Source organism: Gimesia chilikensis (genome assembly GCF_008329715.1).
Classification (GTDB): Bacteria; Planctomycetota; Planctomycetia; order Planctomycetales; family Planctomycetaceae; genus Gimesia; species Gimesia chilikensis.
This window is the reverse complement of record NZ_VTSR01000015.1, coordinates 98,652-121,727: the sequence shown is the minus strand read 5'-3', so window position 1 is coordinate 121,727 and position 23,076 is coordinate 98,652. Positions and strand designations below refer to the sequence as shown.

The window sequence follows — 23,076 nt, the reverse complement described above, 5'->3', positions numbered from 1 at the left end:
AAAACCAGGAAGCAATGGCAACAATTTGCTTTGGTGGGAAACTATTTGTAATCGGAGTTACTAGCGCTTTGCCGCTCAGGCGAATTGTTGGGTTTTATCGGGCGGGCGGACACATGGGTCCGCCCCTACATGTTCTGTGTTGCAGGAGGCATGTTTGATGTTTTGGAATCATCTTCAAAGGCACGGGGAGGTCAAGACAGAATTTTGTCCTGATGTGACCGGATTTTGTCCTGGTCTGGCCCGGAATTTGTCCCGCTGTGGCCTGATTTTGTCTCGCTTGGGGGACCTGTTTCTGGGGAACCGGTTCTCAGAAAACAGGTGGATCTATAGTGAAAAACGACGGAGATTCAGGTGCTGCTGTGTCAGTGGTGGGCTGTGTTTCGGTGCTCATAGACCCGTCTCGCGCGCGAGCCAGGGGGGAAACATAGGGATCGGCGGGAGGGAATCAAGTTCAGTTTGTGTCGTGGATGTGGGGCAGTGGTGCGGAGGTATTCAGGTGGGAAACGGATCAGGGGAATGAGGATATGGAACCACGAAAGAGACGAAAATTCTGGAGCGTTGGGATGTGGAATGTGATTCGAGTCTATTTGATTAACAGGGGAAACTGGCTGGCGGGGACCAGCTGGCCTTCGTATTGGACGAAGGCTTTGCCGCGGATCTGGTCGACGATGCGTTCGCCGGGTTTCAGCTGGAGTGATTTGATTTCGAACTGATTTGTATCGAGAGGCTGGTTGAGTTTTGATTCGACCAGTTTGAAGTTCTGGCGAAGGTCGATTTCTGTCTGGTCTGCCAACCGGGAACTAAAGCGGACCACATCGACTTCGTGAGGTAAGAAGATATCGCCGACCTGATTGTAAAGAAAGGTGCGTTTATGGATGAGTCTTGAACCACGGAACTGTTCGTATTTGATGGCGTTGAAACCAAAGCGGGAGTCGTAGGTTGTTTCAGAGCGGATGGGGGCAGCTTCGATTTCTGGTGAGTTATAATCGATTTTGACGAGGTATTGACGGTGATTCGAGTCCGGAGTGAGTTCGGTGATCATAACCCGTTTGGTAACTTTGGAATTCTCTTCAGTGCCTGGTTTGCTGCTCAGTGCGTCGGCGTACATACGACAGGTTCGGGCAAAGGTGTGGGAGCCGTTGCCAACCAGTTCGCGGGGATCGAAGAAGAGACCGTTGTGTTCGGATTCAAACCTGAGCTTGCGAAACAGAACGCGACCTTTGGAGCCTGGGATCAGGATTCCTTCGGGAAAACCTTTGACGGAGCCGAACCGATCTTCACCCAATTCCCAGACGTCCAGACCCTGGACGATCCATTGGGTGTTTGTGGCGTGAACCACTTTTATGGGAGTCTGTGGCGTGAGCAGGTTGAACTCATCGGGCTTTCTGGTTTTATGGTAATTTACCCGCAGGCGGTCGTGAATTTCGTCCAGCCAGAAGGTGTACTGTCCCTGGGTGGTTTGCCAGTTGGAATCTTTGGTAATTCGTGGATCAGTTAACCGGACTTGATTTTGAAAGAGGTATGTTCCCTGCCAGGTGTGGATGGCGTCGAGATTTTTGGTGAGTTCTTCCGCGAGGAGTTGCAGCGCGTGTTCTGTTTCCGCGGCATTGAGTTCGCGCTTTACTGCGGGGGTTGGGTCGGGGTCGGTAGCGGTACTCAAAGTTGGGGAGGTCAGACAGAACAGGAGTGTGAGGCTGAGGAGCAGACGAACGGACATGGCTGGTTCCTGACGGGATCGATTGAACAATGACGGGTCAATTCATGTGTGTACAGTATAGCAGGAAAAGGGGACGTGTGGTGAGAAATCTGGGGGGGAACCATGATAGGTGAGAAATTTTATGGTCCACGAAAAGTCCTGAATTTCGTCTCAATTACAGTCAGAGAGGCACATCTTATATTGAGAACGGCAGCTGCGACCTCCTGCTCGCTGCGCTCGGCTCGGATGTGCATCCGAGCCCACCCATATGAATAATCTTTTCAGGAGAGCTTGACGGGGTGGTGTCGATGCTGATTCTGGTTTTGGATTCAGTCTACCCATTGGAGGACGTTGCGGATGATGGACCAGCGGGGTTCGGCGTCTTTAATATCTTTGCCGAGGATCCAGTAGTTGTAGAGTTCATCGAAGACGCCTTCCTTCTTTTTGAGTTCGAGCCAGACTTCCATGAATTCTTCGAACTCGATGTCGTGGGCGCCCAGGTAATACATGGGGACCTTCACGTTTTTCTTGAGGGGGTTGATGACGGAGAACTCGGGATAGAGGAGCGTCCAGGCGGCACCGGCTTCGGCGCTGGTGACCAGCAGGTCGGCACCGTCGGCTTTTTCTTCGAAGAAGTCTTCCTCGGAATTGATGGAGACGAAGCTGGCGTTGGGGAAGAACGTGTGAGCTTTTTCGTCAAAGAAGCTGTTGGCGACCACGGCGATTTTGAGATCGGGGGAATGCCGGAGTTTCTCGAATTCGAGGAACTCGACTTTACGGTAGTCATGCAGGACCATGGCCAGTGTGACGTCCATGTAAGAGTCGGCGACGGGGAAGGCGGTGGCTCGTTCGATGGTGCCTTCCAGTCCGGACATGGCGAGATCGAAATGATCTTCCTGCAGCTGTTTGATCAGGGTTTGTGGCCGGAAGGGAACGAACTCGATATCGACGCCCAGGTCGAGAGCCAGGCGATGGGCCATGTCGATGTCGAAGCCGACGAGTTCGCCACGATCGTTGAAGTAGGAGAACGGCAGTCGTTTGGCGTCGAAGCCGAGCCGGATTTTGCCACGCTTGCGGATACGTTCGATACGCGTTTCACCGGGCTGGATCGGATCCGGATTGGGAGTCGATTCTTTGAGGATGGTTTCCTTGACGCCGGGGAAGAGCAGCTGGCGGTCGGCGATCATCGCTTTGGACTGGTAGAGGTTTTTGAATGTATATTCAAGGACCGTATGAATGCTGGCGATGACAATGCCTGCCATGACCAGCGAGAGACTCGTGTAGATGAAAAAGCGTTTCCACTGCACCTTGAGCGTTCCCGAGAGCGAAGCTGCTGTGAGGATTGCGAAGGAGAAGAGGTAGACCGAACGCAGGGCATCGCCCAGGCGGGTGGTATAGACGCCGACCGCGAGGTAGAGCTGGAAGATGTCGTGGGGAATATGCATCAGGTCGAGCAGCCAGGGGATGGTGACCGCGGGTTTGGCGAAGGAGCCGGCCATGCCCAGCGAGAGAAACTTAGGGTACTGATCGGGCATCAGGCTGGAGCCATAGAACCAGGCGGAAAAGGGAATGAAGATCAGCCCTACGATACGTCCCATATCGGGAAAGGGGAAGACGAGGGGAATCAACACGTCGGGCGAACCGCCGGTTTCATCTTTTTCCAGTTTGTAGCGTTCGAGAATTTCCCGCGCCGATTCCACAATGATGGGGAGGACGGCGAAGGTACTGCTGAGGACGAAGGCTGCGATGACGGCTGGCTGGGAGACGCGGAGGGCATCCCAGTAGCGGACCGGGGTACAGATGGAGATCAGCATGGGAAGAATGCCGACGGTCAGAATCAGCGTGGCGACGGTGTAGGAAATCAGGTAGGCCTGCAGCAGGCCGAACTTTTCAAAGGGGAGTGTGCCGACAGCGTAAGCGACGATCGCGAAGACTCCGAAGGGGGAGAGATGCACGACGAAGCGGTTGAGTTTCATCAACGCATTGACGGCGACGGACAGTGGTGCGAGGAGCTGTTCGCGTTTGGGGATGGTGCTCAACGCGATGCCGACACCGATGGAGAAGATAACCACGGCGGGGACGGCGTTATTGGCCAGCGAGAAGAACGGGTTCGCCGGGATAAACAGATCGTACAGACTTTCCGTCTGGGGGCCTTCGATGATACTGGTACTGAAGAAGGCGCCTTTCTGCCAGAAGGGAAAGGAGAGCGACATCAGGCAGACTGTGAACAGGCCGATGCACCAGAGGATGAGCATCAGGCTGACGACGGTAAGGGCCATGTGCCTGGTCTGACGGATGGAGATCCGTCCGAGGTTGAGGATCAGGGAGAGCGTGATATAGGGGAGCACGGTCATCTGCAGGAGCCCAATGAAGATCTCGCCGACCGTTTTCAGGGGCGCACACAGTTCGCCAAAGAACAAACCACAGGAGATCCCCAGCACCAGACTCGTGAGAATCCAGGTGGTGAGTCCCGGTTTGAAATGGGGGTGAGCGCCTTTTTCCATACGCCAGATCCTTGCCCGCTGAGGTATCAGTGCCGAAAAAATCAAATCTACATCACAGGAAACCCAGGACGGGCCATGGAGAAATCCAGGTCGGATGTGTATGTTTCCACAGAAGATACAGTAATCTGGAGTGTGAATCCAGACCTGCGAGTGTTAAGGTTTCTTAACACAAAATCGTTCTTAACTCCAGACCTGTTGTGCCTGTATGCCATTCTCCCTTACCTATCATAGTCGGCAGTTCCAGTTTGAAACTGCGGCGGAATTATTTTCTCCCCAGAATCTGGATCGGGGAACGGAAGCGATGCTCTCGACGGTGACATTTGCACCAGGAGAGCGGGTGCTGGATTTGGGGTGCGGCTGGGGCGTGGTGGGGATTCTGGCGGCTTCGATTGTGGGGCCGGAGAATGTGGTAATGACGGACATCGATGCCCGGGCGGTTAAAGTGGCTCGACAGAACGCCGAACGGAACCAGGTTACGGGGGTGACGATTTTGCAGAGCGACGGATTACAGGATCACCGCGAGACCGATTTCGACTGGATTCTCTCGAATCCGCCTTACCATGAGGATTTTGCGGTCGCCAAGCAGTTTATCATGAAGGGATTCAACCGGCTGAAGGTCGGCGGACGGATGGTGATGGTCACACGGCGACGGCTGTGGTACCAGAAGAAGCTGACGAGCATTTTCGGGGGGACCGAAGTGCACGAGATTGACGGCTATTTTGTGTTTCACGCCGAGAAGCGACGCGACACGTATGCCAAACGTAAGAAGCGGAACCGCTGAGGGATTGATCAGACAAGGCTGTGCTCCTAACAGAAATGAGGAGCACAGCGACTTGAGATTGCGTTTAGAGATCGGCCATCCAGTCCTGCAGGGCACGGACCTGGGGAGTGGCATCTTCAGCGAGTGCTTCGAGGGCTTTGACAACCGCGAGGCAGCCGGGGATCGTGGTGACGCAGGTCACGCCATACGAAACCGATGCCGAGCGGATTTTGCCTTCGTCCGTCCGCGAGCCTTTGCCGCTGGGCGTGTTGAAGATGAACTGGACTTCCTGGTTGGCCATCATGTCCAGCAGGTTGGGACGACCTTCTTTGAGCTTCTTGACGGTCGAGACTTCGAGGCCTGCTTCGCGGAGAACGCGGGCGGTGCCGGAGGTCGAGACGATTTTGAAGCCGAGGTCGATCAGCCGTCGTGCGGGATCGATGATCATATCTTTATAGAGGTCAGCCATGCTGATGAAGACGGTGCCTTCGGAAGGCAGGTTGGTATTCGCTGCAAGCTGACTCTTGGCGAAGGCCATGGCGAAGCCTTCCGAGATTCCCATGACTTCCCCGGTGGACCGCATTTCGGGGCCGAGGATGATGTCGACGCCCAGGAAGCGGGAGAAGGGGAAGACACTCTCTTTGACCGAGGTGTGTTTGGGTTTCGGTTCTTTGGTCACGTTCTGTTCCAGCAGCGAGACACCCGCCATGACTTTGGCGGCGACTTTAGGCAGTGGAAGCCCGGTGGCCTTGGAGACGAAGGGCGACGTCCGGCTGGCACGCGGGTTGACCTCGAGGATGTAGACGATGTAATCGTCTTCGGTCTTCTTCACCGCGAACTGGATATTCATCAGGCCTTTGACCTTGAGTTCGCGAGCGAGGGCGTGCGTGGCCCGTTTGATTTCGTCGATGACGGATTCGGGGAGCGAGTGAGGTGGCAGGACACAGGCCGAGTCACCGGAGTGCACGCCGGCTTCTTCGATGTGTTCCATCACGCCACCGACCAGTGTGGTGATGCCGTCGGAGATGGCGTCGACATCGACTTCGATCGCGTCTTCGAGGAACTGATCGACGAGGACCGGATGATCGGGAGAGGCACTGACCGCTTCGTTCATGTAGCGGACCAGCGATTCTTCGTCATAGCAGATTTCCATGGCCCGGCCGCCGAGCACGTAGCTGGGGCGAACCAGAATCGGGTAGCTGATTTTGCGGGCGACGTTGCGGGCGCTCTCGATATTCGTGGCGATGCCGTTCGGAGGCTGATGCAGTTCGAGCTTCTCGAGAATTGCCTGGAAGCGTTCACGGTCTTCGGCTGCATCGATCATTTCGGGGCTGGTGCCGATGATGTTGATGCCAGCGGCTTCGAGTCCCCGGGCGAGGTTAAGCGGAGTCTGTCCGCCGAACTGCACGATGACGCCATCCGGCTGCATACGATCGCAGATATTGAGCACATCCTCGGTGGTCAGCGGTTCGAAGAAGAGGTGGTCGGAGGTGTCATAGTCGGTCGAGACCGTTTCGGGATTCGAGTTGACCATGATACTTTCGATACCCAGTTCCTGCAGGGCGAACGAAGCCTGGCAGCAGCAGTAATCGAATTCGATCCCCTGCCCGATGCGGTTGGGACCGCCGCCGAGAATCATGATGCGGCGTTTGTGATCGGGATTGCCCGGCGTTTCGTTTTCTTCTTCATAGGTCGAGTAGAAGTAGGGTGTGTAAGCTTCGAACTCCGCAGCACAGGTATCGACCTGTTTGAAGGTGGCTTCGATGCCCAGGCTCTTGCGGTACTGGCGGACATCCATTTCGGTGGAGTCGAGCCAGAAGGCGAGCTGCTTGTCGGAGTAGCCGTGCTGCTTGGCCTGTTTCATGAAGGCATAGTCCAGGTCTTCCAGGCGGGAGACGGCGCGGATCTTGTCTTCGAATTCCACGAGCTGACGGATGTGGTTCAGGAACCAGGGATCGATGTCGCTGAGCTCGTGGACTTCTTCCACGCTCATGCCGGATTTGAATGCGTACCGCAGGTAGAACAGCCGCTCGTCGTTGGGGATCGAGAGCTTGGATTGAATCAGGTCCCGCGCGGGTTGCTTGGGGGTGCCCCAGAGATCCTTGTTACCGCCACCCAGCCCGAAGTGACCGATTTCCAGGCCGCGGAGTGCTTTCTGCAGCGACTCTTTGAAGGTACGACCGATGGACATGGTTTCGCCGACCGACTTCATCTGCACGGTGAGGACCGGGTCGGCATCGGGGAATTTTTCGAATGTCCAGCGAGGGATCTTGGTGACGACATAATCGATGGTCGGCTCGAAACAGGCGAGCGTTTCCCGGGTGATGTCGTTGCGGATTTCATCGAGGCGATAGCCGACGGCCAGCTTGGCTGCGATTTTGGCAATCGGGAAGCCGGTCGCTTTGGAAGCGAGTGCACTGGAGCGGCTGACGCGGGGGTTCATTTCAATGATCGTCATGCGGCCCGTATCGGGATTGATGGCGAACTGCACGTTGGAACCGCCGGTTTCGACGCCGATCTCACGGATACAGGCGATGGTCGCATCGCGCATCCGCTGGTATTCTTTGTCAGTCAGCGTCTGAGCGGGGGCGACGGTGATCGAGTCGCCGGTGTGCACACCCATCGGATCGAAGTTTTCGATCGAGCAGATGATGACGACGTTGTCGGCCTGGTCCCGCATGACCTCCATCTCGTACTCTTTCCAGCCGAGGATGGATTCTTCCAGCAGAACTTCATTCACGGGGGAGAGGGCCAGACCGCTGCGGACTTTCTCTACGAATTCTTCACGGTTGTAAGCCACCCCACCGCCGGTACCACCGAGGGTGTAACTGGCGCGGATGATGATCGGCAGACCGATATCTTTGACCGCGGCATTGGCTTCTTCCATGTTGTGGACCACGGCACTGCGAGGGCAGTCGAGGCCGATTTTGGTCATGGCTTCTTTGAACTGATCGCGGCTTTCCGCTTTGGCGATGACCTCTTCGCGGGCACCGATGAGTTCCACGCCCAGCTGATCGAGGATCCCGCGGCGGGCAAGGTCCATGGCTGCGTTCAGGCCGGTCTGTCCCCCCAGCGTGGGGAGCAGTGCGTCCGGCTTCTCGATTTCGATTACTTTCTGGATGTACTGCCAGGTAATCGGTTCGATGTAGGTGCGGTGAGCGGTTTCCGGGTCGGTCATGATGGTTGCGGGGTTGGAATTCACCAGCACCACTTCATAACCATCTTCGCGGAGGGCCTTACAGGCCTGCGTTCCCGAATAGTCAAATTCACATGCCTGCCCGATGACAATCGGACCGGAGCCAATAATCAAAATCTTCTTAATGTCGTCGCGTCTAGGCACTTTTTTAGATCACTTTCAACAGCAAATGTACATTATCATGCGAATGTCGTAGCGAATTTCTGCGCAAATCTTCCCAACGTTAACAAGCACACCAAAATAATCAAGCAAGGCAGACCAGAAAGTGACAGAACGCGCTTTGAAACGTGGTCTCGTTGTGGCATGGAGAGCAGGCGACTTGAATCAGTGGTTATTTCAGACGGTGAAGGGAGACGGGCAACTGACTCGATTTTTGCGGCGCTGGATTGGCTGAGTTCACAAGAGACAGACACAACGAACAGCAGCTTACAACAGTGGTGTGGCTCGAATTTTCAGTGGCGTTGATTGAGGTAAGTGGTATCAGTCGAATAATTTTCGGGTTGAGTGCCGGATAAAGTGTATCTCTGGGTCTGGATTGTTGTAGTGGTTGTACTGATTGCGTTGCGGGGAGCTCGATGTGCGTAAGTCTTTAAAAGAGAACATATTGGATTTGCAACTCCGATAATTGCTCGATTTTCGTCCAGCTAGACAAATTAAATCCTTCACCTCCATTCAGATACAGGGAATTACCGCACACCAGTTTTCGAAATGTGAAGCTTCTCAGAATGTGTTGCTTTAACGCCACATGTTGAAGGAACGGGACATAAACTTCATTTGACAGCAGATCAATTCGGTCGAGTTCTCTCGCCTCTGCTCTCTGATCAATCTGATGACGGCCTGTGGAAAGGTGATAGAAACTCCCATCGAATACGTACTGACTTGAGAATGAACGACTATGGATCTCCATCAGCAAATTGACATTATCTGGGTTCTGCTCTGCAGTATCTTTGTCCTGTTTATGCAGGCGGGATTCTGTTGTCTGGAATCGGGTCTCTCCCGCTCGAAAAACAGCATTCACGTGGCGATTAAGAATATCGTCGACGTAAGTCTGGTGGGTGTGCTGTACTGGATCTTCGGTTTTGGTCTGATGTTTGGTACCACGACAGGCGGCCTGATTGGAACTTCTCACTTCCCGTTTATCAATCCGGGGACGAATATCTTCCTGTCGGCGTTCTTTCTGTTTCAGTTGATGCTCTGTGCGACTGCAGCCACGATTGCTTCGGGTGCCTCTGCGGAACGGATGCGGTTTACCGCCTACCTGATTCTGGCAGTGGTCCTGGGGGGCGTCATTTATCCCGTATTCGGTCACTGGGCCTGGACGAGTCACTTTGCCGGTAAAGCACCCGGCTGGCTGGAGTCTCTGGGATTCCGGGATTTCAGTGGATCGACGGTCGTGCATTCGATCGGTGCCTGGGCGGCACTGGCTTCGATCATGATTATCGGACCGCGGACCGGTCGCTTCGACCAGGACCAGGAAAAGACAACACGCAAATTCAAAGGTCACAATCTGACGCTGGCGACGACCGGGGTGTTTATCCTCTGGATCGGCTGGTTTGGATTCAACGGGGGTAGTGAATTTGGATTCACGGCGCACGTCCCTCAAATTCTGATCAACACATTCCTGGCATCAGCCTGCGGGGCGATCACCCTGCTCCTCTGGCAGTTCTACCAGCGGAAACAGATTGAAATTGAAAACATTTTGAACGGCCTGCTGGCGGCCCTGGTTGCCAGTAGTGCCAGCTGCGATGTTGTGTCTCCCATTGCGGCTGCGGTGATCGGAATTGTCGCAGCGATTGTCATGGAAGCCGGCAGCTGGTTTCTGGAATGGCGTCGCCTGGACGATACGATTGGCGTAATTCCCGTACATGGTTTTGCCGGCGTCTGGGGTACACTGGCGGTGGCGCTGTTCATACCAGCGGAACTCTTAACTCGTTCGCGGCTGGAACTGTTCTGCGTGCAGCTACTGGGCTGTACGATCTGCTTTATCTGGTGCTTCTCTTTCTGCTGGGTGACCCTGCGGGTTGTCAGTAAGTTCATGCGACTGCGCGTGACGGCCGAAGAAGAAGAAATCGGTTTGAATATGGCAGAGCACGGAGCGACCACCGAAATGTATGATCTGCTCAATTCCATGGAACGGCATATCCAGGGAGATTCGGCACCGATTGAAGATCTGGACGAACACAGCGACGTCGGTTTAATTGCCCGTCAATATAACCGGGTGACCCAGGTTCGGGACCAGGCGTTGAAAGAACTGGAGGTCCGCACGGACAATCTGGAGCAGGCCCGCAGCGCGCTGGAGGTGCAGGCAGCAAGTCTGCGTCAGGCTTCGCTGGATGCGGAAGCGGCTTCCCGCGCGAAGAGTGAGTTCCTGGCGAATATGAGTCACGAAATCCGTACGCCGATGACGGCGGTGCTGGGTTACACTGATGTTTTGATGGAAGAGAGCTGGGGACGCCCGGGCAGCATCAAGTTAATTGAAGTCATCAAACGCAACGGAAATTATCTGCTGGATCTGATTAACGATATTCTGGATCTCTCGAAAATCGAATCGGGAAGTCTGAATATCGAAAAGATTCCCTTCTCGCTGATCGAAAAATTGCAGGAAGTAGAGTCGTTGATGCAGGTGCGAGCCGAGCTGCAGGAAATCAGTTTTAAGCTGACCTTTGCAGGCAAAATTCCTAAACAGATCCAGAGTGATCCCACCCGACTGAAACAGATTCTGATTAACCTCATCGGAAACGCGATCAAGTTTACTCCCGATGGGGGACAGGTCTCGGTGGAAACATCGTGCCTGAATCCGGATTCGCCTGAGCCGCTGCTGCAGTTCAAAATCATCGATACGGGTATCGGTATGAACGCGGAACAGGTTGCAGGATTGTACCAGCCTTTCGTCCAGGCCGATTCCTCCACGACTCGGAAATTCGGAGGAACCGGACTGGGGCTGGCCATCAGTAAGCGACTGGCAAAAATGCTGGGCGGTGATCTGACCTGCCAAAGCACTCCCGATGTCGGCACGACTTTCACATTACAGATTCAGATTGGCGAATCAGAGTCTCTGGAATATTACAATGATCCCCAGGACGCGCTCGAAGCAGCTGCACACAAGCCGGCTCCCGTAATCACGAAACCGGTGCAGGCAGCGAACCGAAGCTGTTCTGTGCTGCTGGCTGAAGATGGAGAAGACAATCAGCGGCTGATTTCCATGCTGCTCAGAAAAGAAGGCGCTGGAGTCAAACTGGCTGAGAACGGGGAAATTGCCGTTCGCTACGCGATGCATGCCCTCGAACAGGGGCAACCCTTCGATGTAATTCTGATGGACATGTCGATGCCGGTACTGGACGGATACGGTGCGACCCAAAAACTGCGCGAACAGGGATACAAGCTGCCCATTATTGCTTTAACGGCTCACGCCATGAGTGGGGACCGTGCAAAATGTATCGCAGCGGGCTGTACCGACTATGCGACCAAACCGGTCAATCGGGAGAAGCTCCGCGAGATCATCGAAACCTATCAGTCACTGACTGATTTTTCTGAGCCGGTGGAATCAACCTGCTGATCAGGTGGGTTCATTCTGAATCAGTCGATCGTGATTGAGTTTCAGAAAATCTTCGGCCCAGTAATACTCATCAAGCAGACCGGTCGTGTCGTAGCCCATCAGATGGTAGGCGATAAAAATCGCTTCAATCGTGGCAAGCCCTGCCCCTGGATCATCGAACTGTTTCGAAACCCGCGGATACGCGGTCTCCCAGACGGGCAGACTGCGAACAGGCAGTTCTTCGTAGTCGCCTTCCATTTTTTCCGCCAGCCGCCAGGTGCCATCCAGTACCAGCAAGCCGCGGTCGGCATCATCCCTGCTGATCTCCGGTCCTTCCATGCCGAGGCGGACATAGGACGTCAGTTTTTCCGGCTCCTTGCGGGGGAATTTCCAGAAAATGAAATCGTCACGGCTGCGCAGCGGTTGTACCGAGCATTTACTTTTACGCTCTTTAGGATGCACAACAATGATCGTAGGGGGATGGACGGCAGACACGTTATCGGATTTCAGTTGACGAGATATTCTATTCAGTCAGCGGCTCAGTTGCCTTCCTGAACCTTTTTGATGATTTCTTCCTGGTCGGCGATTTCTTTTTCCAGCGAGGCGACTTCCTGAGGGTCATCCATCTGCGCCTTGGCTCCGGTCAACCGCTGGCGCAGTTTCTGGATTTTCTGGCGAGCGACGTCGATCTGTTTCTTCTGTTTTTTATTCAAGCCCATGCTGTAAACGCTTTCTCTTGTTGCAGGTGACAAAAGGGAACCGGGGCGGCGAGTATATCACAAACCTGACCGGGAGAACATAGCCCCCGAACGTTTCAACTCTGAAAAAACAGGCTCAGACAGGCCAGGCACATGACTGCCAGAAAAGTCAGCGCTCCCACGGAGAAGCGCCAGAGGAGCAGCTGCTCGACCACGATCAGGGCGAGCACGGTCAGCAACAGGTTTTCGGCGAGCCCTGTCTGCGTAGTCCGTTCCGCGGGCAGCTCCGCGGCCAGGGGGGCGAAGCTGTCTGGTCGGCGGAAATAATGCGGGGGGATTACCTGAGGACCGATGTGGGCCAGGTCGCTTTCCAGTGGGGAGACATTCACGGCGAACAGCATTTTTTCAGCCGAGGCCACACCCCAGTCCAGCTCGTAAATCCCGGAGAGCTGCGTCTGATCGAAAGTGATCATACGGGATTCCGCATTCCGATCGAGGATGCTTCGCAGGGGATACTCTGCCTGGTCAGGAGCCTGCATGCGGGGCGTCAAAGCGAGTTGATCTTCCCGGGCCAGAATTTCCAGGGGTTGCCCGACCAGTGATTCACGGCGACTCCATTTCCCTGTTGCGACATCCAGTACGAATTCATTCATCATCGGCGGGAAACTGGGCCAGACCGCCCAACTGCCCCAGCGACGGTCGAGCGACGTGGTGATCAGCAGGATCTTGCCTCGACCGAGCGTGCTCTCAATCACGGCGGGGTCGCCTGTGTCGTAGTTCAGCACCAGTCGCGTATTTGAATTCGCCGGTACTTCGGTCTGGACGTATTCATAAATCTGGGTTGTTTCCAGACCGGCATCTGGATTCCCCTTGAAGATTTCAATCACGGGATGCTGGTACTGCAGCGGGTCGAATTCATAAATCTTTGATTTCTGTTTTGCATCTCCCTGACGATCCAGCAGCTTGACATTCATCAGGCCTGAGCCGGGTTGAAACAGGGTCTGGTTGTAGTTGTTCGCATCGACCTGTGCTCCCAGGCTGACGATCAGACCACCCCCACGTTTGACATACCCTTTGAGCAGGTCGCGTTCATGGTCGGTAAACAACGCGACATCGCTGATCACGACTGCGTCGTAGAGTTCGAGTTCGGTGTTGGCCAGCTCCCCTTCACTGATCACCTGGGGCTTGATGGCTCCCTGCCAGGGTTGTTCCCGCAACGAGGGGGACAGCGCCAGCTCGAGGAAGTCGGTCGCCCGTCCCATGGCTTCACCCGACTGTCTGCCGTTAACGAGCAAGACATTGATCTCTTTCTTGACCGGCATGACTTTCCAGCGACGGTTATCCAGGGGAAGCTGATCTTCGCCGATGCGGACTTCCAGTCGATGATCGCCGACCCGGGTAAACTGGTGAGTAAATTCGGCCTGCGTTTCGGTATTCGCGGGGAGCGAAACCTGCTTCTGGTTTACCAGCTGACCGTCGACATACAACTGCAGATTCACTGCCTCTCGATTCAGGGGGCTGAAATTGTGCAGTGTCACACCCAGGCGGACCGGTTGATTCAACGTGGCAAAGACGGACGGGCTGTTGAAATCGACGATTGCCAGGTTGGGTTCATCCGCCTGTCCCACATCTTTGAGGACCAGGGTCGCTTTTTTCGAGATCGCTTCCAGCAGCGAGAGCACCCGCGCATCACCGGCTTCCCCTTCGAGGGGCGCCCAGCTTTTCGCCTGGAAATCGCTGATTACAATCACTTCTTTCTGGGCGAGTTCCTGCGCCTGGTTCAGAAACTCCAGCGCACTTTGCAGTGCCTGGGTGACATCGCCGTATTCTTCGGTGGGCTGCAGGCGACTGATTTCATCGAGTACGTAAGCCTGCTGCCGCGAGGGTCGGGAAATGAGGGTCTGGGGGGAAACGCTGGAGATCTGAATCAACTGAAACGCATCGCCGGTATTCGAATCGGAGACCAGCGTCTCAGCCAGCTCTTTGGCAGAGGCGAATTTATCCCGGCCGTCGTTCTGCCAGCGCATGCTGAAAGAGGTGTCGATCACCAGGATTCGATGTACGGGAGCCGCGGTTTCGAAGAATGCGCCTTTGACCGACCAGTAGGGCCGCGAAAAGGCGACCGCGAGCAGCAGCAGGATCAGGCAGCGAACCAGCAGAATCAGCAGCTGTTCGAAACGGACCCGCCGCGAATATTTTTTCGTCGCCGCCAGCAGAAATTTCATCGCCGCCCATTCGGTCTCGATGAACTTCCGCTTGTGCAGCAGATGGATCAGCACCGGAACCCCTGCTGCCAGTAATCCCATCAGCAGCCAGGGACTGGCGAATCCGAATGCCAACAGGGGCTGCATCAAAGTCTGGGACATGAAATGAATCTTGCTGAATCCTTAAGAACCGACGCGGGACTGACGATGCGACAGGAATGCGGACAGGGCGACATCCAGCGACTGATCGGTGCGGATCAGGCTGTAATCGAGTTTCAGATCGCGACAGCCACGTTGAACGGTTTTGAGAAACTTTTCGAACTCCTCCTGGTAGGCTTTCTTCAAAGCTCGAGGTTCAACCATCTGTTCGGGTAGATTTTCCAAGCCATGAAACAGCACCGGTTCCTGGAAGGGGAAGTCCTGCTCCGCGGGATCTATCACCTGCAGCAGGCTGACATCGTGTTTGCGATGCCGGAAATGTTTCAGGCCCAGCAGCACCGATTCAAGGTCATCGAACAGATCGCTGATGATGATAATCAGGCTACGGCGGTTGATGCGTTCGGCCAGTTCGTGGAAGACCTTACCCAGGCCGGATTCTCCGGCGACAGGTGTGTTTTCGAGCGTGTAATAAATCTGTTTCAGATGCGTCGGCTGACTGGCGGGGCGGAGAAAATCATTTACCTTGTCGCTGACGGTACACAAGCCCGCAGCGTCCTGTTGTTTGATCACGACGTATGCCAGGGCTGCAGCGACCAGTCGACCATACTCCCACTTGGACAGAGCCGCATCCGCGGACTTGTAGCGCATCGATTCGCTGCAGTCGAGCAGCAGGTAACAGGTGAAGTTGGTCTCGGCTTCAAACTGTTTCAGATAATAGCGGTCCGACTTGGCATAGACTTTCCAGTCGACGTAACGCAGGTCATCCCCCACCGCGTATTCCCGGTGCTGCGCAAACTCGGCGGAGAAGCCGTGAAAGGGGCTCTTGTGGGACCCTGAAACATAGCCTTCCACGATCTGACGCGCTGCCAGGTCCAGATTCTGAACTTTAGCGAGCGTCTGCGGATCTAAATACTTGTGGTAATCGTCCATCCAGTTTTTCCTGCGAGGAATCGACGGGGATGAGTTCAATCAGGCGATCGACGATTTTATCGGGAGACATCCCGTCGGCTTCCGCATTGAAATTGGTGATGATGCGATGCCGGAGTACCGGATGCGCAACCGCTCGCACATCGTCGGTGCTCACATACAGTCTGCCATGCAGAATCGTCCGGGCTTTGGCACCCAGGACCAGGTTCTGGCTGGCGCGGGGGCCGGCACCCCAGCTGACATATTCGCGAATGAAATCGGGAATGTCTGCCGCCCGGGCATCGTCGGTGGCAATAATACGCGTCATGCGGGCGAACTGCATCGCATACCGGATCACATGATCGGCTACCGGAACGCGACGGACCAGCGACTGAAAAGAAAGCAGCTCATCCAGCTCAAGAACTTTTTTCACTGCATACGATTCATCCGAGGTTGTCTGCCTGACGATGGCAAACTCTTCTTCCTCGGTGGGATACTCGACTTTGATTTCAAACATGAACCGGTCGAGCTGCGCTTCGGGCAGCGGATAGGTGCCTTCCTGTTCGATCGGGTTTTGTGTCGCGAGTACAAAGAACGGAACCGGCAGTTTGTGTTTACGTCCCCCCGCGGTGACCTGATGCTCCTGCATCGCTTCCAGCAGGGCTGCCTGCGTTTTGGGAGGCGTACGGTTGATCTCGTCGGCGAGAACCACGTTGGCAAACACAGGGCCTGCCAGGAATTTGAAATCGCGGTTGCCCGTGATTTTGTCTTCCTGAATCACGTCGGTCCCGGTGATGTCGGCGGGCATCAGGTCAGGCGTGAACTGCACGCGGTTGAACGAGAGGTTCAGTGTGTCAGCCAGGGTGTGGACGATGAGTGTCTTAGCCAGCCCCGGAACTCCTACCAGCAGACAATGTCCGCCTGCCAGCAGCGAGATCATCAACTCCTCGACGACCTTGTGCTGGCCAATCACGACGTGGTTCACTTCCTGCAGAAGTCGTTCGTAGGCCTGGTGTAATTTTTCGACGGCTTCCAGATCGGAAGCTTCCATCGGAGGATCGCTGCTCACAGTGTTGTCAGTTTCCTGTATCGGAGAAAGAAATGACGCCCGCCTGAATACGTACCTCTATTGTGGCGGGCACTCAGGTGAAGATGCAAGGCTGTTTAGCCGTCTTCTCAGCTGTCAGCACCTTTTGCTCCCCAGGGAGCGATCTGCGTCAAACCTTTACTGCGCTTGAGGTCAGCATAGCATTCGGGTAGATCGAAGCTCGTCAATACATTCGGCACCAGCGTCGATAAAGGCCAGTGATAATGCTCCGTTTCGGCGACATCACTGAAGGATGTCAGGGCATTTTTCAGTGTGACCTGCTTGACGTGAGGTGAGAACAGGGCGGCAAAAGTCGCCGGCAGAGCGCCCCAGCCCCGACCAATCAGATGTACGTCGGTATGCCCGTTGGCAGCGAGCCAGTCGAGGACACGCAGGGCGTCAAACGTTTTCTGGCCGAGATAAGGATCGTCCAGCATCACAGAGTGAGCCGCGTAGAAGTAGTCGCTACCGTAAGGGGTGAAGAAGGAATTCGGGTTTGTAGTATCGGGCAGCGATTCCCCGATTCCCCGCACATCGCAGGTGTAGAGCACGCGCTCTTTATCCTGGCTGGCGGTCTTCAGCAGCGGTTCTTCCTTGAGTTCGGCATCGGCCGAGACGTGCGAGAGGTAGAGTGTCGCTTTTTTACCGGCATTCTGAGGCGGACGCGAATAGAGGCGCTCGTCGGAGACCCGATACACGACAGCCTGGATTCCCGGTTCCGTTTCGACCGCGTAAGTGATCGCATACTTCGCGGGATAACCTTTACCGCCGCGATTGCGCAGAATGCGGTAATCGGGAGTACCCTCGACATGCTTCAGCCGGAGTGTTTCCGCGACAGCGGACTGCAGGGCGGCACCCGATTTGGTTTTACGCTGCTTTGCCAGTTCCCGCGAACGCTCGGCAGTGAATTCATGAATGGGTTTCGAGCCGAGATCGGCGACAGAACCTTTGGGGGTGCACCAGAGTGTCTCATCTTTTTCGATAGTCAGCTTGGGTTCTTTGTCTTCATCCGAAATGCCGGTGGCTTTGTTGAACCATTCATACATGGCTTCCCGGTTTTCCTGCGAGTAGCCATGATAAGTCGGACCGACGAAATGCGAGACATTGTCTTCATGGCCCAGCAGTTTGTAGAGCCGCTTGAGTCGCAGGTAGGCTTCGCGTGCCCCGCGGACATCAAAATAGTCTCGCTCTTTACTGAGGATTCGCACCGGGTTAGGTGCCTGAGCAGCGAGGAAGTCCGCATGATCCAGTTCCAGCGCCAGCACTTTCGGCGGACACTGTTCGGTATCTGCGGGAAGTTCATTCTCCATGTTGCGGCGGAAAGTGGTCACGAAGCAGCTGGGAGCCGCCATCGTCCACCGTGGTTCTACACCACATAACCAGGTGGTCATGGTTCCGCCACCCGAGTTTCCGGTCACACCGACCTGTTTGGGATCGACTTCTTTACGTGTCAGCAGATAATCCAGGGCACGCACGCCATCCCAGGCACGCCACATCGAGAGATTTTCACCGACGAGAAACTGCTGATTACCACCGTGCAGATGCTCACGGACGCCGACGCCGATCGTGGATTTCAGATCATCGCCGCTGTACTGTATACGTTCGCCCTGTCCGATGGGATCGTAGATCAGAACGACATATCCTTTGCGGGCCAGCCCCTGGGAGAAGGACTGGTAGGCGGTTTCCGCTTTGCCGTTGTGGGAGTGTCCACAGGTGCCGACGACGCCGGGCACCGGTTTGGTGATCCCCTTGGGGATGTAAAGATTCGCCGTCACCAGAAATCCGGGGCGACTTTCGAAAATAATGTTTTCAATTGTGTAGGTATCGCGATCGGTGGTTTTCGTGACCTTCGCCTTCAGCGGAGTCCGCTCTGGTTCGGGGCCGAATGCTTCGCGGATCCGTTTCTGGACCGATTCCACGTAGGCTTCCGCGTCGGCTTTGGTTTTCAAAGCGTCCAGCCGTGCGATGGTTTTGGCTTCCTGTTCCCGGACGCGGTCCGCAAAGTATTCCTGGACCATGCGGGGAAAGCGATTCAGGGCCGGGGAGCTCTGATCTGCTGAGGTGGGGGCTGCTGCCAGTTCCTGGATGACCAGATTTTCGAGCAGGCTCAAGCCGGTGACTGTGACACATCCTGTTTGCAGAAAATTTCGTCGTGAGAGAGAGAACGTGTCGTCCGTCGACGGTTTTGAGGCCGGCATAATATTATTAATCCTTTAAAACAATGAATGCAGATACGATGATTCGATGAATCTGGCAATCGAGCTGAACAAAGTTGAACAGCTCCTCCGTTCATTGCTGTTTGTTAACAAAATTTGTTTTTCTTTACAATCGGCTTCTCTATAATGAATCTGACTCCGGGAGTTGTACAGAAAATTTTTAATGGTTTTTTAGAATTCCCCTCCCTGCGGGAAGCGGCTGGACTATCGGTTGAAAACCGCTCGGGAATTCAGTAAAGCTGAACATATAAAAACATATGTGCTCTCCGTTGCTACCGCAGCTTTGCCTATCAGAAATGGATCTTTAATGGAAGTTCGCTCCCAGCAGGAAACTGCCAGTCTGGTTAAGACGCTTCACGATAACATCTCCAGTGTGCTCATTGGAAAACCAGAAGTGGTTCAACTGGCAATCGTCACCCTGCTTGCGGAGGGCCATGTTTTAATTGAAGATGCACCCGGCGTGGGTAAAACCTCGCTGGCCAAGGCAATTGCCAAAAGTCTCCACTGCGACTACAAACGCGTGCAATTCACGCCGGACATGTTGCCTTCGGATATTCTGGGTTCGAATGTCTTCCTCCCCAGTCTGGGAGAATTCGAATTTCGCAAAGGTCCCATCTTTACCAATGTGCTGCTGGCCGATGAAATCAACCGCACGCCTCCCCGTACACAAAGTGCGTTGCTCGAAGCGATGAACGAGGGGCAGGTCAGTGTGGAAGGGCAGACGATTACCCTGGATCCCCCGTTTTTTGTACTGGCCACACAGAACCCGTTCGAATTTGAAGGCACTTATCCCCTGCCCGAAAACCAGCTCGACCGATTCATGATGTGTATCGAGATTGGTTATCCCGAACGTGCCATCGAGCGGGAAGTACTGATCCAGCACCGGAACGGCGAACCGGTCAACACGCTGGATTCCGTTGTCTCGCTGAAGCAGTTGCGCGAGATGCAGGAAGCCGTACGGAATGTCCGCGTCGATGATGCACTGACTGACTATATTCTGGAAATTGTCGAAGTCACGCGCAATCATCCGGAACTGACGCTGGGAGTCAGTACCCGCGGTGCGATCACGTTTTCTCAGGCGGCCCAGAGTCTTGCCTTTACGGAAGGACGGGACTATGTCATTCCGGATGACATTAAGAAGTTAGCAGTTCCCGTTTTAGCGCATCGTGTGATCACCCGCTCGCTGGTCCGCGAAAGTCAGCGGACACGCGCCACGGAAATTATCCGTCAGATTCTGCAGAAGGTGTCGGTTCCCAATTAAAAGTTAAAATAGGTGATCCCGAGATCCTGATGCACCGCCTGAACGTATCGATTTTTGGGCGTTCTGCTATTATTAAATAGTCGTCTGCCGTCGGATTGGATAAGATACGTGTACCCCACCATCCGAACAACCGACTTTCGAAGAAACGATTGCAGCCCCCTTATAACAACAGGGCACTGAATCTTCTGCCTGCCCCTGGAGGAATAAAAATGGATTGGAACCCGACATCATTGAGGCGGTACGCCCTGATTCTCTGTCTGCTTGTCATCAGCACATCCGGGAGCCCTCGCATGTTATCTGCCAGCGAAGAGAACCCGCAGGAACCGAAACAGGAAGCGAAGTCTGCGCCCCAGGAAAAGCAGTTTACGAACCGGCTGGCCAAAGAGACCAGCCCTTATCTGTTGCTGCATCAGCACAACCCGGTGGACTGGTATCCCTGGGGGCCCGAAGCCTTCGAAAAGGCGAAGCAGGAAAACAAGGTGATCTTCCTCTCGGTCGGCTACAGCAGCTGTTACTGGTGCCACGTGATGGAGCGGCTCGTATTTGAAGATCCCAAAATCGCAAAATACATGAACGAGAACTTTGTGAATATCAAGGTCGATCGTGAAGAACGTCCCGACATCGATGATATCTACATGACATCACTCTCTGTCTATTTTCACCTCATTGGCGCCCCTTCCGGCGGAGGCTGGCCGCTGTCGATGTTCCTCACCCCCGATCGTGAACCTTTTGCCGGCGGTACTTATTTTCCTCCCACCGATCAGGGAGGCCAGATGAGTTTCCCCCGCGTGCTGCAGAAGGTGCATCAGCTCTGGGGAGAAAACAAAGAGCAGGTCCAGCAGAGCGCGACAATCATCGCTAAAGAAGTCGCCCGCCTGCAGCAGGAAGAAGGCGCTAAGGAAGCCATTCCCCTGGAAAACCGGCTGGTCATCGCGGGCGTTCGTTCCATCAATGCCAGTTACGATGCCGAATATGGTGGGATCGATTTTTCGGAAGTGACTCCCAACGCTCCCAAGTTTCCCACGTCTTCGAAACTGGTTCTGCTGCAGTATGACATTCAGGCAGCCGAACAGAACCCGACGGCAGCGGAATCGGCAAAGGTGCTGTATCACACACTGGACGCGATGGCCAACGGCGGAATTTACGATCACCTCGGCGGTGGATTTCATCGCTACAGTACCGATCGCTACTGGCACGTGCCCCACTTCGAAAAAATGCTCTACGATAACGGTCAACTGGCCGGTCTCTATGCCCGCGCTTTCGAACAGACGGGTAAGGATCAGTACAAACAGGTCTCTGAAGGGATCGTCGATTTCGTGCTGCGTGAGCTGACTGATCCGCAGGGCGGTTTTTATTCCGCTCTGGATGCAGAGACGGATGGCGTCGAAGGCGAACACTATGCCTGGTCGCAGGAAGAACTGAAAACCATTCTGGGAGAAGACTACCCGCTCTTCGCCGAATTTTACGGATTGAATGAGCCCGTCCGCTTCGATCATGGCTATGTGCTGCACCGCGTCACCACACTGGAGAAGCTCGCCGAAAAACACAATACCGGTGCAGACGAACTCGCTTCACAACTGGCCGCGTCGCGTCAGAAACTGCACGCCGTTCGTAATCAGCGCAAGCCGCTGCTCAAGGATGATAAAATCCTGACCAGCTGGAATGGTCTGATGATTGAAGGTATGGCGACCGCAGGTCGTGTGTTGAAACGACCCGATTACACCGCCGCTGCAGAAAAAGCAGCACAGTTCATTCTCGATCAGATGCGCGATAAAGAGGGACACCTCTACCGCAGCTACCGTGGTGGCGAAGCCCGTCTCAACGCTTACCTGGATGATTATGCATTTTTCACACAGGGACTGCTGGCATTGCACCAGGCAACCGGCAAACAGCAGTGGCTGGACGAAGCCCGCAAGCTGACCGATCTGCAGATCACCCTCTTCTGGGATCAGAAAGAGCACGGCTTCTTTTTCACCACCCACGACCATGAGCAACTGATTGCCCGCACGAAAAACGCATACGACGCTGCAATCCCATCCGGTAACAGCATCAGTGCCCGTAACCTGATTCAGCTTTCCGAGTTGACAGGGGAAGCCCGCTATCGCCAGCACGCTGATGAGACACTGCAGCTGTTTGGTCGAGTGATTAAACGCTATCCAAATCGCTGTGCCCAACTCGTCCAGGCGGTAGGAGAATATCTGCAGACACCCGCTGATCAGAAGCAGTCTGCAGTCTCCCTTTCCTCAGGCGAATTCGTAGAACTGGTAGAAGTACCGGATCAGCTGGTCTCGGTCAATCCGGGTCTCGAACTGCTGGCCGCTGCTGGACTGGGACAGACCGGACAGCAGAAAAAACTGGTGAAAGCCAATGCCTACCTCTCGGTCGACAAACTGCCCGCTGGTAAGAAGTGCAAGGTGGCGATTGTGCTGACCATCGAGGATGGCTGGCACATCAATCAGAATCCATCCAGCCCCGATTTCCTCGTACCAACGACCTTCAGCATCAAGTCGGCCCAGAACATCAAACTGACCGACATCAAATATCCGGCTGGTCATAAATTCGAAGTGGCTGGTTTCGACGAACCGCTGCTGGTCTACGAAAAGCAGGCCATCATTCGGGGAACGCTGGAAATTCCTGCCTCTGCTGCCGGGAAAGAGGAAGCACTTGAACTGAATATCAAATACCAGGCCTGTAACGATCAGACCTGTATCCGACCGACGACGGTCAGCCTCAAAGGCAAGTTCAAGGTTGCAGCTTCCGGAGAAGCTGTCCGGCAGGTAAATCAGAAATGGTTTAAAACCGAATCCGGCAACTGAAACTTCTGCTCCAGTAAATCAAAGCGCAGCGAATGATT

The 23,076-nt window shown here is 54.7% G+C and carries 13 protein-coding genes; 4 read left to right on the top strand and 9 right to left on the bottom strand.

Annotated elements, in window-relative coordinates; translation table 11 throughout:
• Window positions 1–583 precede the first annotated feature (583 nt).
• Together FYZ48_RS19660 and FYZ48_RS19655 are read right to left on the bottom strand one after the other, a co-directional pair.
• A complete protein-coding gene (locus tag FYZ48_RS19660) occupies window positions 584–1,717 on the bottom strand; it encodes a hypothetical protein (protein ID WP_149343492.1) in 1,134 nt (377 codons plus the stop codon).
• A 308-nt stretch (window positions 1,718–2,025) separates the two neighbouring features.
• The gene (locus tag FYZ48_RS19655; protein WP_149343490.1) at window positions 2,026–4,200 is read right to left on the bottom strand and encodes a cation:dicarboxylate symporter family transporter; all 2,175 of its coding nucleotides are present in this window, start codon (window positions 4,198–4,200) and stop codon (window positions 2,026–2,028) included.
• 205 nt (window positions 4,201–4,405) lie between these two features.
• Here FYZ48_RS19655 and FYZ48_RS19650 point away from each other — a divergent pair, with 205 nt between their 5' ends.
• Window positions 4,406–4,981, top strand: a complete 576-nt coding sequence (locus FYZ48_RS19650) for a class I SAM-dependent methyltransferase (protein WP_149343488.1) — start codon at window positions 4,406–4,408, stop codon at window positions 4,979–4,981.
• Window positions 4,982–5,045: 64 nt separating this feature from the next.
• Here FYZ48_RS19650 and carB read toward each other — a convergent pair whose 3' ends face one another.
• Complete coding sequence (gene carB, locus FYZ48_RS19645; protein WP_149343486.1) at window positions 5,046–8,300, bottom strand: carbamoyl-phosphate synthase large subunit; 3,255 nt, start codon at window positions 8,298–8,300, stop codon at window positions 5,046–5,048.
• Window positions 8,301–9,051: 751 nt separating this feature from the next.
• Here carB and amt point away from each other — a divergent pair.
• Complete coding sequence (gene amt, locus FYZ48_RS19640) at window positions 9,052–11,712, top strand: ammonium transporter (protein ID WP_149343483.1); 2,661 nt, start codon at window positions 9,052–9,054, stop codon at window positions 11,710–11,712.
• Here amt and FYZ48_RS19635 read toward each other — a convergent pair whose 3' ends face one another.
• The 6 genes from FYZ48_RS19635 to FYZ48_RS19610 all read right to left on the bottom strand — a co-directional run bounded on the left by FYZ48_RS19635 (window position 11,713) and on the right by FYZ48_RS19610 (window position 18,943).
• Window positions 11,713–12,186, bottom strand: coding sequence for a DTW domain-containing protein (locus tag FYZ48_RS19635; RefSeq protein WP_145045624.1), 474 nt, complete (start codon window positions 12,184–12,186; stop codon window positions 11,713–11,715). It lies immediately after the preceding gene.
• 44 nt (window positions 12,187–12,230) lie between these two features.
• Window positions 12,231–12,410: a hypothetical protein gene (locus FYZ48_RS19630; RefSeq protein ID WP_145045622.1), complete on the bottom strand. Its 180-nt coding sequence runs from the start codon at window positions 12,408–12,410 to the stop codon at window positions 12,231–12,233.
• 95 nt (window positions 12,411–12,505) lie between these two features.
• Window positions 12,506–14,755 carry a VWA domain-containing protein gene (locus FYZ48_RS19625; RefSeq protein ID WP_149343481.1) on the bottom strand — a complete coding sequence of 750 codons (2,250 nt, stop codon included), beginning with the start codon at window positions 14,753–14,755 and terminating at the stop codon, window positions 12,506–12,508.
• A 21-nt stretch (window positions 14,756–14,776) separates the two neighbouring features.
• Entirely contained in the window at window positions 14,777–15,682 is a 906-nt protein-coding gene (locus tag FYZ48_RS19620) for a DUF58 domain-containing protein (RefSeq protein ID WP_149343479.1), read from the bottom strand.
• Window positions 15,639–16,709 (bottom strand): AAA family ATPase, encoded by a 1,071-nt coding sequence (locus tag FYZ48_RS19615; protein WP_149343505.1) that lies wholly within the window; start codon window positions 16,707–16,709, stop codon window positions 15,639–15,641. Before FYZ48_RS19615 ends, FYZ48_RS19620 begins: the two co-directional genes overlap by 44 nt.
• Window positions 16,710–16,834: 125 nt before the next feature.
• Complete coding sequence (locus tag FYZ48_RS19610; RefSeq protein ID WP_149343477.1) at window positions 16,835–18,943, bottom strand: alpha/beta hydrolase family protein; 2,109 nt, start codon at window positions 18,941–18,943, stop codon at window positions 16,835–16,837.
• A gap of 325 nt (window positions 18,944–19,268) precedes the next feature.
• On the opposite strand from FYZ48_RS19610, the gene FYZ48_RS19605 reads away from it, so the two are divergent.
• Both FYZ48_RS19605 and FYZ48_RS19600 read left to right on the top strand, forming a co-directional pair.
• Window positions 19,269–20,222, top strand: a complete 954-nt coding sequence (locus FYZ48_RS19605) for an AAA family ATPase (protein WP_145045612.1) — start codon at window positions 19,269–19,271, stop codon at window positions 20,220–20,222.
• Between the two features lie 290 nt (window positions 20,223–20,512).
• Window positions 20,513–23,038, top strand: coding sequence for a DUF255 domain-containing protein (locus FYZ48_RS19600; RefSeq protein ID WP_187782117.1), 2,526 nt, complete (start codon window positions 20,513–20,515; stop codon window positions 23,036–23,038).
• Window positions 23,039–23,076 lie beyond the last annotated feature (38 nt).